Raw genomic sequence first — 12,411 nt, forward strand, 5'->3', positions numbered from 1 at the left:
CCGCTGTGGATGAGGTCGTGCGGTACAGCTTTCGCTTGCGGCCCGGCCGCACAGCGGAGTCTGTTCTGCTGGCCGAGTGGCATCGCTGCCGGTACCTGTGGAACGAGGCTGTCAATCAGCACAAGGCGGGGAACAAGCCGACCTTCGGCAAGCTCAGCAAGCTTCTGACCAAGGCACGCTCGTGCAGCGCATGGTTGCGGGAGGGCTCGCAGGTCGTGCAGCAGCAGACGCTGCGAACCTACGCACAAGCGCTCGGACACTCGTTCACCGTCAAGGGACGGGGGCGGCCGAAGTTCAAGCCGCGCAAGACGACCCAGGTGTCGTTGGAGTACACGTGCCGCGGATTCAGCATCAAAGACGGACGTCTGGTGCTGGCGAAAGGTGTCCGTATCCCGGTGGTGTGGTCGCGGGAGTTGCCGTCTGAACCGACCAGTGTTCGGGTGACCCAGGATTCGCTCGGCGGCTGGCACGCCTCGTTCGTCGTCCGCCGCACGTTTGAACCCGCCGCCACTGCTGTGGACGGTATCGGCATCGACTGGGGAGTGAGTGTCACCGCCACCTCGACCGATCCCGCGTTCGATCTGCCGTATCTGGGGCATCGCAAACGCTGCGCGGCGGAACTGGCTCGGGAGCAACGCAAGATGGCCCGACGGCGCGTCAAACGCGGCCCACAGTCGCGCGGGTACAAACGGGCCGCGCGCACTGCGGCGAAGCTTCACAAGAAGGCCGCCAGGCAAACCCACCACGATTCGCTGGTGTGGGCGAAAAGTGTTGTCGACAACCATGAGTTGATCGCGGTGGAGGATTTCAAGCCGACGTTTCTGGCGAAGTCCACGATGGCGCGCAAAGCCGCGGATGCGGCGATCGGTGCGGCGAAGCGGGAGTTGATCGAGCGTGGCGTGCGGGCTGGCCGGAGGGTGGTGTTGGTGCAGCCCGCCTATACGAGCATGACGTGTTCGAGTTGTTTCGCGAGAGCCAAGCAGCAACTTGCACTCGGAGAACGAACCTTCCGATGCCACCGCTGCGGATTTACCGCCGACCGCGATCGGAACGCTGCCAGAGTGATTCTGGCTGTGGCAGAGCGCGGCCACACACGTGTCGACGATGTAAGACAATCGGATCACCTCCCTCGGGCGGATGGTTCGGATGCGGTCTGAGCGTGAAATCCCCTGCTTTCAGGCCGGGGAAGCGTTAAGAATCAAATCCTCGAATCTCGTACCGCTGCGAAGGCTGCCTTCAGATAGGCGTCGGCGCGATCGGAGCCGATCAGGCCGGGCGCCATTCGGTTCATGGTGTAGGCGAAGGTGACCCGGTGATCCAGGTCGTTCACGACCATGGATCCGCCCAGTCCGCCCCACCAGCACACCCGGCCGTCCGGAACCTGCGGAGCCGTCTCCGGCTTCGGCAGACCGTAGCCGATGCCGAAGCGCAGCGGAAGCAGGATGGCCAGATCGACGCCGTCGATCTGCTGATCGAAAATCAGATCGATCGTCTTCTCCGACAGGAACTTCCGGCCGCTCAACTCCCCGCCATTGCTGATGAGCGACTGCACGCGGGCCACCGAGCGGGCATTGCCGTGGCCGTTCATGCCGCCGAGCTCCGCCTGCCGCCACCCGGGAGTGGCGCACATGTCGAAGTCCAGCAGCGGCTGGAACAGCGTCTTGAACATGACGCTGTCCTGCGGCAGCAGCGACTGATCGAACTCCGGATACTCGGGCGGAACGATGGTGGCGATGCGATCGAAATGCTCTGCGCCGGTGCCGATATGGAAATCGGCGCCGAGCGGACCGGCCAGCTCCTCGGCGAAGAAACGGCCCAGCGTGCGGCCGTCGATCCGGCGGATGAGCTCGCCGACCAGATGCCCGTAGTTGAGCGCGTGATATCCCGACGCCGTACCCGGCTCCCACCAGGGCTCCTGCTGCGCCAAGCGGGCCGTCGAGGACTCGAGCTCGTAGATATCGGGAATCTCGATCGGCGCTTCCCAGCCGGAAACCCCGGAGGTGTGCGAAAGCAGATGCCGCACTTCGATATCGGCCTTGCCATTGGCCGCGAACTCCGGCCAGTAGTGCGCGACCTTCTGGTAGACGTCCAGCTCACCACGATCGACCAGCAGCAGCGCGCTCAGCGCCGTCATGGTCTTGGTGATGGAGAAGCTGTTCACCAGGGTGTCCGCGCGCCAGCGTGTGGTCCGCTCCGGATCGGCGTAACCGCCCCAGAGATCGACCACCGGATCGCCGTTCACCGTCACACAGAGTGCGCCGCCGAGTTCGGCCCCGGACTCCACCTGTTCGGTGAAAGCCGCACGGACCGCGGCGAATTCATCGGCACAGAATCCAGCCACATTGCTCATTCCGGTCCGCCCCCTCTCAGACTCTGGCCGAGGCGCGCGCCGGCACCGGCAGTGCGTGCCCGCGATCGGCGGCCCGCTTGGCTCCGCGCGCCATTTCGCGCTGCAGATCGCGGACGTACGGCTCGAATTCGATCTGGATGGTGTGCCGCGGCGAGTCGTAATACGTCCCGCTGCGCAGTGCTTCCGCCGCGGCCATGGTCTCGCGCATCTCCGCCGGGGACGGCAGGGCGTAATTGCCGGACAGGTAGGCCGCGACCAGCTTCGACTGCTGCTCGGCGAAGTTCACCAGGGTCGGCATGGGCTGCGCGAGACCCATATAGAACAGATTGTCCACACCCGGCTTGATCATCTGCCGATACAGCGGGAGCATATTGCGCGCATCGGGCAGCAGCGCCGGGTCGGAGAAGAACGGGAAGCTGATGTGATAGCCGGTGGCGCACACCACCACATCCACCTCCTCGACGCTGCCGTCGGCGAAGTGCACATTCTTGCCCTCGAGGCGGGTGATGGCGGGCTTGAACACCACGTCACCGCAACCGGCCCGGTGCAGGAATTCCTCGCTCGCCGACGGATGCGCCTCGAACGGAAGGTGATCCGGCTTCGGGAGGCCGTAATCCTCCATGAAGCCGCGATTCTTGACCACGAAGCGCTGTTTGAGCTTGAGCCCCAGCTTCTTCGGCATCCAGGAGGGCATGGAGGCCTTGTCGCCGACCTTGCCGTTCACGTACTTCGGCAGCACCCACACGCCACGGCGGGCGGAGAGGAAGAATTTCGAGGCGATGAACTTCTGCGACAGTTCGGAGGCGATATCCAGCCCCGAATTGCCCATGCCGACAACCACAACGCGCTTGCCGCGCATATCGATCGGATCGAACGGATCGTTGTAGGCGTGCGAATGCATGAGCACACCGTCGAATTCGCCCGGGTAGTCCGGCATCCGCGGGTCCCAGTGGTGACCGTTGCAGACCAGCAGGGCGTCATAGGTTTCGGTGCGACCGGTATCGGTGGTGATCTCCCACAGACCCTGGGCGTCGCGCTCGGCCGAGATCACCTTGGTGTTCAGGATGATTCGATCGCCGATGCCGAAGTGCTCGACATAGTCCTTGAAGTACTGGTGCAGTTGCGTGTGGTGCGGGAAGTCCGGCCACTCGTCGGGGGCCGGGAAGTCCTCGAACGCCAGGCGGAACTTCGAGGTGTCGATGTGCAGGCTCTGATAGCAGGCCGACATGCCGTTCGGGTTCTTGAAGTACCAATTGCCGCCCACCTGATCGGAGGCTTCGTAGCAATCGAAGGGGATGCCGTATTCGGCGAGGCGCTTTGCGGTGGTGATGCCGGACGGGCCGGCGCCGATGACGCACACCCTGGGCAACTCACGGGTTTCCAATTCACTCTCCTGCTTCGGCGGTGGGTCACATTGCCCGGCCGGACGTGATGTGACACACACGCTAGCAGTCGCTAGACACCGTGTCTAGTGAATGAACAAACGTCTATCATCGAGGCGGAAGCTCCAGACAGACGTAGACTCGACCATCGGAAAAGGCCGCCGTACGGGCGCCTTTCACGCACCCGAACCAAGGCGGCCAGCACCCATGCAGACCGAATCGGCCACAGATCCCGCTCAGCCCGCAGCGGTGACCACCCGGCGCACCTCCCTGCGCGACGAACAGAAACGACTCACCCGCAGCCGTCTGATCGACGCCGCCAAGGGACTGTTCACCACCCAGGGATACGCACCGGTACGGGTGGACGACATCGCCGCGGCGGTCGGTTGCAGCCGCGCGACCTTCTATCTGCATTTCACCGGCAAACCCGATGTGCTGCGCGCCATCGCCGAACAGGGGGCGCTGCCGAGCGTCCAGTACTTCTACGAAGACCTCGATCATGTGCTCGACACCGGCTCGCGCGAGGAGTTCGCCGCCTGGATGCGGCGGTCCATCGACTGGTTCCAGGAGTACAAGGATCTGCTGCCCGCCTGGGACGAGGCGACGGCGCTGGAACCGGAGTTCCGGGAGGTGGCGCGCGAGGGCATTCTCGCGGTGCCGAATGTGATGACCTCGTACCTGTCACGCTGGCCGGACGATCAGCAGGACGAGGCGCGGCTGCGGATAGAGCTGCTGGTGGCGCAGCTGGAGCGGTTCTTCACGCGCTGGGCCATGCAGGGGACGATCGATGTGTCCGCCGATCAGGCCGCGACCGTGCTGACCGATATCTGGTTCCCGGCGCTGCAAACGCCCGGCGCCTGAACCGATTTCGGCGAGCCGGGCAAATTTCCGGCGGACTCGGTTCGGCTTTCCGGCGGACTCAGTCCGGCGCGAATGTGGTGCGCGCTTGTTTCAATTCCCAGAAGGCGCGCAATGCCACGATTTTCCCGGCCGAGTTCACGCGATAGGTGAAGACTCCGTCGACCTCGACGATGCGGCCGGCACGCGCACTGCGAATGGTGCCGACGAAGGCGACCTCATTGCCGCAGGCATAGGAATCGGCGAGGCGGAAGTCGATGCTGCTGTCGGCAATCGCCATATCCCAGAATGCCGCTATGGCCTCGGGACCGGCATGGCCGTCCCCCACCGGGTCGTACGGAGAGATACCGATCGGGTCTTCCACCCGGGCCTCGGGCGCGAACAAGGCCAGCCACTCGGCCTTGCGCCTGCCGCGCACCGCGGCCTGCGAGGCGAGACCGGCACGGCGAGCGGGATGTTCGGCATCGAGCATGCCGCCATCCTCGGCTCGCCGTGGACGGCGGTCACCCATCAATTCCGGTCAGTGGGCACCGGCGGAATTGCGCAGTGCAGGGATCTAGTGCGCGGCCGCGGAACCCGTCCAGCCGAAGCCGGTGCCGGGCGCGGCCGGATCATTGGCGTTGACCTGCTGGCTGCATGCTTCGTCCGAGAGGCCGGAAGCCTTGCACGCGGTCCACGGGTCGTACAGACCGGAGACGGCCGATGCGGTGGATGCGGTGGCGAAAGACCCTGCGGCACAGGCGACAATCAGACCGGCGGTGACGACAAGCTTCTTCAACAGAAAACCCTCCGAGCGCAATGGAATTTGATTTGCACATTGCCACGGCAATGCGGAAACCACCAAACACTCGGCAATTTCGGCGATTCGGTCAGGCGACGTGAACGGCCGCAAGAGTATCAGCGGCGGTGCGATAGCGATCCACCAGCAAACGAACAATGGCGGGATGCACGCCGATCGGTTCGGCCACCCCGTCCGCACCCGCCGCATGCAGCCGCTCGTGGAACAACCCGTGCGCCAGCAGGTACGAGGCGATGAATACCCGCCGCGCACCCGCCGCACGCGCCTGGGCCACCACCTCCGGAACCCGGGGCTCACCGGTGGCGATATATGCCGACCGGACCGGCGCCGCGATCTGCTCGGCGAGCAGCCCCGCCGCGCGCTGTACATCTTTCAGCGCCCGCGCATCCGACGAACCGGCGGCTGCGAACACCACCGCATCACCCGGTCGCCACCCCGCCGCCCGCAACCGCATGCGCATGACCGCCGCCAGCGCCGGATCCGGACCCATCGCACGGGTGACCGCGACCGCCGCATGGGCACTCGCGGCCACCTCTCGCGGCACATCCTGATACACGTGGTACCCCGAAGCCAGGAAGGCCGGAACCACCACGGCGGGAACAGCTTCCACATCGCGCAGCACTTCGGCCGGCGAAGGCCCGAGCACATCCACGAACGCCGTACGCACCTGCGGCACATCAGCCGCAGCCGTGCCGCTACCCGTCACTGCCCCCGCACCGGACACCACGCCCGGCGCGCGGACAGCACGCAACGATGCCGATGCGGCCCCGAACGCGGCACCGGCACCTGTCTCCGAGTGCGACTCGCTCACGAAATCCATTGCGCCGCAGCCGAAACCGGGCACACCCGCACCCAACTCCCGAGCAACAGCCTCAGCCAGCGCCGCAATCATCTCCACACCACGCGCGCTCCTGGTGCCGTGCGCGACCAGCACCAGCGCCGGGCTACTCACCAGACCTCCGCAACAGGCGCAGGCCGAGTAGCCCGCACCGGCGCACCGGAACCGGTCACCGGCAGCTGAGCACCGCCATGCGGCACAGTCGCCGGCCGCGCGGGAAATTCCTGGCTGGCACCAGCACGCGCCGGGGTGTGCTCGGCACGGGCCGCGCCCGCGGGAGCGGGCGGGTATGCCGGGCGACCACCGGAAGCGGACCCCGCAGCGGGATCTGCCGGAGTGTGGGGCGCGAGGGCAGGGCGAGTGGATCCACTGAGCGGCGGGTCCGAGGGCCGGACGGTGGAGGGGTAGCGGGAGGGGATGTCCTGGCGGGTGCCGAGGGTGGAGGTGCGGGCCGGGAATTGCTGGCGCACAGGGGGGCTCAGGGTGACCGGGTTGGGGTTGTCGTTGCATTCGGCCGGATCGAGGGCCAGGCGGTAGCCGCGTTTCACGACGGTTTGAATGGCTTTGGGGCTGCCCAGGCCGGCGCGGAGGCGGGCGATGGCGGTTTCTACGGCGTGGGTGTCGTCGCCACCGCCGGGGAGGGCGGCGAGCAGGGCTTCGCGGGAGACGACGCGGCCGGGCTGGCGGGCCAGGGAACGCATGAGGGCCATGGGGGCGGGGGCCAGCTGGCGCACCTCGCCGTCCACGACGACGCAACTGCCGCGGACGCTCAGAATGTGGCCTGCGGCTTGAATTCTATTGGCGCGGCGGGGAAGTTCCTCGGCCACATGGCGGGCCAGGGCGCCCAGGCGGGCGCGGGCGGGCATGGTGGTGGCCACGCCGAGCTCTTCCAGGGGTGCGGCAGTGATGGGGCCGACGCAGGCCGGGAGCACTCGGCCGCGCAGAGCATGCAGTACCGCCTCGAGCAGACCTGTTTCCTTGGCGCGCATGAGAAGTGAGGCCACGGCGGGGGCGCTGGTGAAGGTGACACAGTCGATGCCGGCGGTCACGATGGCCTCGATCATGCGGTCCATCGGCGTGCGATCCTGCGGCGGCGTCCAGCGGTAGACCGGTACCGGCACCACATCGGCTCCGGCACAGCGCAATACCTCGCAGAAGTCCGGCACCGGCTCCCACTCGGTGGTGGCGCCGTGCAGCTGCACGGCGATCCGCACGCCCTCGACCCCCTCGGCGAGCAGATGATCGAGCACCTCCGCGGAGGACTCCGAGGCGGGCGACCATTCCTCGCGCAGTTCCGCGGCGCGAATCGCGCCCTTGGCCTTCGGGCCGCGGGCCAGCATGCGGGTGGAAGCCAAAGTGGCGCGCAGGTTTTCGGCCAGACCCCAGCCCTCGGCCGCCTCCATCCAGCCCCGGAAACCGATACCGGTGGTGGCGACGGTGATCTGCGGCGGTTCGGCCACCAGCTGGCGCGTCACCCGCTCCAGTTCATTGTCGTCGGCCAGCGGAATGATCCGAATGGCCGGAGCCATCACGATATTCGCGCCGCGACGGGTGAGCAGCGTACCGAGCTCATCGGCCCGCCGCGCCGCCGTGATGCCCACGGTGAAACCGGCGAGCGGAGTGCCCGCGTCGGGCTCGGTCATGCCGTACCGCCGTCGAGAGATCCAGGGCCGCCATCGAAAGACCCCGGGCCCGGCACGAACATCATGGGTTCATTGGCCAGCGAGACCACTCCGTCGACAACCTGCACCGAATAGACCGGCAGCGAGATGCCCTCATCGTCCAGGCAACTACCGTCGAGCAGCGAGAAACTCTGCTTGAGCAGCGGCGACGCCACCACCGGCACACCACCGCGATCACCGACGATGCCGCGCGACATCACCGCGGCCCGGCCGAACGGGTCGATATTGCCGACGGCGTACAGCGTGCCGTCCGCGGTCAGGAACAGGGCCGCCTGGCGGCCGCCCTTCAGCAGCACCGCCACGCCGCGGCCGGGAATCAAGTAATCCAGTCGGCAAGCTCGGGTCCAGCCACTGAGGCTGGTCACGGTGCCGGGTGTGTCGATCACGGTCATCGGTACTCTCCTCCGAACGCCCTCACCTATTGGTACCGACGTCCTGTTTCCGTGCGGTTAAGCGGTCATTTCCGGCAGGTCCGGAATTCCCAGCAGGACGGGCACCTTGCGCTCGCCGCTGTCGTCGAAGCCGATGGTCGGATCGGACTCCTCCGGCGCATTGACGAAAGTGACGAAGCGCGAGAGCTTCTCCTCGTCGTCGAGCACGGCCGCCCATTCGTCCCGGTAGCCCGCGACATGGCGTTCCATCGCCGCTTCCAGATCCTCGGCAATGCCCAGGCTGTCCTCGCAGACCACCTGCTTGACGTAGTCGATACCGCCCTCGAGGGCCTCCTGCCAGGGCGCGGTGCGCTGCAGGCGATCCGCGGTGCGGATGTAGAACATCAGGTAGCGGTCGATGTAGCGGATGAGCGTCTCGTCATCGAGCTCGCCGGCCAGCAGCACCGCATGCTTCGGGGTGAGACCGCCATTGCCGCCGACGTAGAGGTTCCAGCCGTTCTCGGTGGCGATGACGCCGACATCCTTGCCGCGCGCCTCCGCGCACTCGCGGGCGCAACCGGAAACGCCCAGCTTCAGCTTGTGCGGGGAGCGCAGGCCACGGTAGCGCTTCTCCAGCAGCACCGCCATGCCGACCGAATCCTGCTGGCCGTAGCGGCACCAGGTGGAACCGACGCAGCTCTTCACGGTGCGCAGCGATTTGCCGTACGCGTGGCCGGATTCCATGCCCACCTCGACCAGGCGCTTCCAGATCAGCGGCAGCTGCTCCACCCGCGCACCGAACAGGTCGATGCGCTGACCGCCGGTGACCTTCACGTACAGGCCGAAATCCTTGGCGACCTGACCGATGGTGATGAGCTGATCGGCCGTGACCTCACCGCCGGGCATACGCGGCACCACCGAATAGGTGCCGTTCTTCTGCAGATTCGCCAGGAAGTGGTCATTGGTGTCCTGCAGCGACGCCTGCTCGCCGTCGAGAATGTGATCGCTGGAGGTCGAGGCCAGAATGGAGGCGACGGTCGGCTTGCAGATATCGCAGCCGGATCCGGTGCCGTACTTGGCGATCAGCGCCGAGAAGGTGCGCACCCCCGTGGACTGGACGATGTGGAACAGCTCGGCCCGCGACTGCGTGAAGTGCTCGCACAGCGCCTTCGACTGCGCCACGCCCGACTGCTCCAGCAGCTTCTTGAGCATGGGAACACAACCGCCGCAGGAGGTTCCGGCATTGGTGCAGCTCTTGACGGCCGGCACATCGCAGGCGCCCGCGGCGATCGCGCCGCAGATGGCGCCCTTGGTCACATTGTTGCAGGAGCAGATCTGCGCATCATCGGGCAGTGCGTCCGCGCCCAATTCCGCACCGGCCGGAGAGATGAGCGCGGCGGGTTCGGCCGGGAGCGGGCGGCCCACCAGCGGGCGCAGCGCCGAGTACTGGGCGGCATCGCCGACCAGAATGCCACCGAGCAGCGTCTTGGCATCATCGGAGACAACAAGTTTCGCGTAGGTGCCCTTGGCGGCATCGTGCAGCACCACCGAGAGCGCGCCCTCGGTCTTGGCATGCGCGTCACCGAAGCTGGCCACGTCCACACCGAGCAGCTTGAGCTTGGTGGACATATCCGCACCCGGGAATTCGCCTGCGCCGCCGAGCAATCGGTCCGCGACGACCTCGGCGGTGCTGTAACCCGGTGCGACCAGGCCGTAGCAGACGCCCTCCACCGCAGCGACCTCACCGATGGCGTAGATGCTCGGATCGGAGGTCCGCAGCCCGAGATCGGTGATGACACCGCCGCGCGGCCCGACCTCCAGCCCGGCCTCCCGGGCGATCTCGTCGCGCGGGCGCACACCGGCGGCGAAAACTACCATGGCCGTGCGCAATTCGGTGCCGTCCGAGAGGGTGACGTTCAATCGCTCGGAAAGCGGTGCATCCGTGATGGTTTCGATGGTCGAGGTGCCGACGCCGGTGTGCACGTGCAGACCCAATTCGGTGACCAGCTGCGCCAGGATCGCGCCGCCGCCCTCATCGATCTGAGCGGGCATGAGCCAGTTGTTGTACTCGACGACGTGCGGGGTCATCCCCAGCAGGCGCAGTGCGTTGGCGGCCTCCAGGCCGAGCAGACCACCGCCGACCACCACGCCGACCGCACCCGGACCGGCCGCCTCGGCGGTGGCGCGAATGCCGTCGAGGTCCGCGAGCGTGCGGTAGACGAAGCATTCGGGGGTGTCGTGGCCCGGCACCGGCGGCACCCAGGCGTACGAACCGGTGGCGAGAACCAGTGCGTCGTAACCGATTACGTCGCCGGTCGAGGTGGTGACCTTGCGTGCGGCCTTGTCGATGCTGTCGGCGCGCACACCCAGGCGCACCTGCACCTGTGCGTCGCCCTCGTAGCCATTGCCCGGCAGCGCGAGCGCGGACGTCTCCCAGAGGCCCACGTAGGACGAGAGACCGACGCGGTCGTAGGCGGCGAGCGGCTCCTCGCTCAGCACGATGACCTGCCAGGCATTCGCCTCGTCACGGGAGCGCAGCGCCTCCACGAAACGGTGCCCCACCATGCCGTGGCCGACGACAACCGCTGTCTTGTGTCCGACTGTATGCGTCATGACAGTCCTTTCGAGAAGTGTGCGGGTCAGACCCGGGCCGGCGTACTGGACGGGGAATCGGTCTCTGCCGCTTCGGCTTCCAGCACCAGCGCCTCGGGACCGACCACCACGGCGGCGGGCGCCGAGCTGCGCGGGCGCCGCAGGAAGACCATCCAGCAGACCGCCCCGCAGAGCACGTAGAAGGCCATGAACACCCAGAAGGCGGTGGTGGCGGACTGGGTGGAGGCGTAGGAGGAGCGCAGCACCAGGTTGATGCCGACGCCGCCCAGCGCACCGACGGCGCCGACGAAACCGATGAGCGCACCGGAGCTGTTCTGCGCCCAGGCCGCCCGGGTCGCCGAATCACCGGGCAGGCTACGGGATTTCGCCGCGAACACCGACGGGATGAGCTTGGTGACCGCGCCGTTGCCGAAACCGGAGATGAGGAACAGTGCGGTGAATCCGACGATCAGCGCCACCAGCACACCGCCCTTCGGACTGCCCGTGCCGTCACCCGCGGTGCTGGCCACGGCCACCACCGCGGCCGCCACCGTCATGGCGGCGAAGGTGTACAGCGTGACCTTGCCGCCGCCGATGCGGTCGGCCCACTTACCGCCGTACGGCCGGGCCAGCGAACCGAGCAGCGGTCCGATGAAAGCGATCTGCGCGGCATGCAGCGCGGCGGCAGCGGCACTCGCGCCGCCGGCTTTGAAGCTGATCTGCAGCACCTGGCCGAAGGCGAAGCTGTAGCCGATGAACGAACCGAAGGTGCCGATGTACAGGAAGGCGATGGCCCAGGACTGCGGCACCCGCAGCGATTTGACCATGTAGGACAGGTCGGCCTTCTGATTCTTGACATTGTCCATGTTCAGGGCCGCGCCGAGCGCCGCGACCACGATCAGCGCGAGGTACACCAGGCAGACCGCCGAGGCATTGCCGTACGCGCTGCCGAGGGTCGCGATGACCACCAGGCCGACCACCTGAACGGCGGGCACCCCGATATTGCCGCCGCCCGCGTTCATACCCAGCGCCCAGCCCTTGAGCCGCTGCGGATAGAACACATTGATATTCGCCATCGACGAGGAGAAATTGCCGCCGCCCAGACCCGCGAAGGCCGCGATGATCAGGAACGTCGTATACGAGGTGCCGGGCTTGTTGATGAAGTACAGGGTCAGCAGCACCGGCACCAGCAGCGCCAGCGCGCTCACAATGGTCCAGTTGCGACCGCCGAACTTCGCGGTGGCGACGGTGTACGGAATCCGCATGATGCCGCCGACCAGGGTGGGCACCGCGCCCAGGAAGAATTTGCCCGCCGTATCGATATGAAAGACGGCCGTGGGCATGAACAGCACCATGACCGACCAGATCGACCACACCGAGAATCCGACATGCTCGGCGAAGACCGACCAGATCAGATTGCGGCGCGCGATGGTCTTACCACCGGACTCCCAGGCATCGACATCCTCGGCGTCCCAGTGCTCGATATCGCGATTGCGCGTCAGCATCTTCACGGCCCTCCTGAAATCTGAATGACCTCAA

General features: G+C 66.7%; 10 protein-coding genes and 1 pseudogene. 2 read left to right on the forward strand and 9 right to left on the reverse strand.

Going from position 1 to position 12,411, the window contains the following annotated elements:
* The first annotated feature begins 5 nt into the window (after nucleotides 1–5).
* Nucleotides 6–1,157, forward strand: coding sequence for a transposase (locus ABZX86_RS01330; RefSeq protein ID WP_355118861.1), 1,152 nt, complete (start codon nucleotides 6–8; stop codon nucleotides 1,155–1,157).
* A gap of 41 nt (nucleotides 1,158–1,198) precedes the next feature.
* Here the strand turns inward: ABZX86_RS01330 and ABZX86_RS01335 are convergent, their stop codons facing one another.
* Together ABZX86_RS01335 and ABZX86_RS01340 are read right to left on the reverse strand one after the other, a co-directional pair.
* A complete protein-coding gene (locus tag ABZX86_RS01335; protein ID WP_355118863.1) occupies nucleotides 1,199–2,350 on the reverse strand; it encodes a serine hydrolase domain-containing protein in 1,152 nt (383 codons plus the stop codon).
* Between the two features lie 16 nt (nucleotides 2,351–2,366).
* The gene (locus ABZX86_RS01340) at nucleotides 2,367–3,734 is read right to left on the reverse strand and encodes an NAD(P)-binding domain-containing protein (protein ID WP_355118865.1); all 1,368 of its coding nucleotides are present in this window, start codon (nucleotides 3,732–3,734) and stop codon (nucleotides 2,367–2,369) included.
* Between the two features lie 205 nt (nucleotides 3,735–3,939).
* On the opposite strand from ABZX86_RS01340, the gene ABZX86_RS01345 reads away from it, so the two are divergent.
* The gene (locus ABZX86_RS01345) at nucleotides 3,940–4,593 is read left to right on the forward strand and encodes a TetR/AcrR family transcriptional regulator (protein ID WP_355118866.1); all 654 of its coding nucleotides are present in this window, start codon (nucleotides 3,940–3,942) and stop codon (nucleotides 4,591–4,593) included.
* Nucleotides 4,594–4,651: 58 nt separating this feature from the next.
* Here ABZX86_RS01345 and ABZX86_RS01350 read toward each other — a convergent pair whose 3' ends face one another.
* From ABZX86_RS01350 to ABZX86_RS01380, 7 genes and pseudogenes are all read right to left on the reverse strand, one after another.
* The gene (locus tag ABZX86_RS01350; RefSeq protein WP_355118868.1) at nucleotides 4,652–5,062 is read right to left on the reverse strand and encodes a nuclear transport factor 2 family protein; all 411 of its coding nucleotides are present in this window, start codon (nucleotides 5,060–5,062) and stop codon (nucleotides 4,652–4,654) included.
* An 84-nt stretch (nucleotides 5,063–5,146) separates the two neighbouring features.
* Nucleotides 5,147–5,368 (reverse strand): hypothetical protein, encoded by a 222-nt coding sequence (locus ABZX86_RS01355; RefSeq protein WP_297612875.1) that lies wholly within the window; start codon nucleotides 5,366–5,368, stop codon nucleotides 5,147–5,149.
* Nucleotides 5,369–5,459: 91 nt separating this feature from the next.
* Complete coding sequence (locus ABZX86_RS01360; protein ID WP_355119788.1) at nucleotides 5,460–6,344, reverse strand: CbiX/SirB N-terminal domain-containing protein; 885 nt, start codon at nucleotides 6,342–6,344, stop codon at nucleotides 5,460–5,462.
* A gap of 380 nt (nucleotides 6,345–6,724) precedes the next feature.
* A pseudogene (locus ABZX86_RS01365) lies at nucleotides 6,725–7,870 on the reverse strand (uroporphyrinogen-III synthase); the annotation flags it as partial.
* Nucleotides 7,867–8,301, reverse strand: coding sequence for a nitrite reductase small subunit NirD (gene nirD / locus ABZX86_RS01370; protein ID WP_355118870.1), 435 nt, complete (start codon nucleotides 8,299–8,301; stop codon nucleotides 7,867–7,869). The pseudogene ABZX86_RS01365 and the gene nirD, both read right to left, overlap by 4 nt.
* A 57-nt stretch (nucleotides 8,302–8,358) precedes the next feature.
* Nucleotides 8,359–10,893 (reverse strand): nitrite reductase large subunit NirB, encoded by a 2,535-nt coding sequence (gene nirB, locus ABZX86_RS01375; RefSeq protein WP_355118872.1) that lies wholly within the window; start codon nucleotides 10,891–10,893, stop codon nucleotides 8,359–8,361.
* 26 nt (nucleotides 10,894–10,919) lie between these two features.
* Entirely contained in the window at nucleotides 10,920–12,377 is a 1,458-nt protein-coding gene (locus tag ABZX86_RS01380; RefSeq protein ID WP_355119790.1) for an MFS transporter, read from the reverse strand.
* Between the last annotated feature and the right edge of the window lie 34 nt (nucleotides 12,378–12,411).

It is taken from the genome of Nocardia sp. NPDC006630 (assembly GCF_040611495.1).
In the GTDB taxonomy this organism is placed as follows: domain Bacteria; phylum Actinomycetota; class Actinomycetes; order Mycobacteriales; family Mycobacteriaceae; genus Nocardia.

Coding starts and splice junctions, on each gene's coding strand:
- ABZX86_RS01335 (WP_355118863.1), bottom strand. CDS start 2,350: ATGAGCAATGTGGCTGGATTCTGTGCCGATGAATTCGCCGCGGTCCGT.
- ABZX86_RS01345 (WP_355118866.1), top strand. CDS start 3,940: ATGCAGACCGAATCGGCCACAGATCCCGCTCAGCCCGCAGCGGTGACC.
- ABZX86_RS01350 (WP_355118868.1), bottom strand. CDS start 5,062: ATGCTCGATGCCGAACATCCCGCTCGCCGTGCCGGTCTCGCCTCGCAG.
- nirD (WP_355118870.1), bottom strand. CDS start 8,301: ATGACCGTGATCGACACACCCGGCACCGTGACCAGCCTCAGTGGCTGG.
- nirB (WP_355118872.1), bottom strand. CDS start 10,893: ATGACGCATACAGTCGGACACAAGACAGCGGTTGTCGTCGGCCACGGC.
- ABZX86_RS01380 (WP_355119790.1), bottom strand. CDS start 12,377: ATGCTGACGCGCAATCGCGATATCGAGCACTGGGACGCCGAGGATGTC.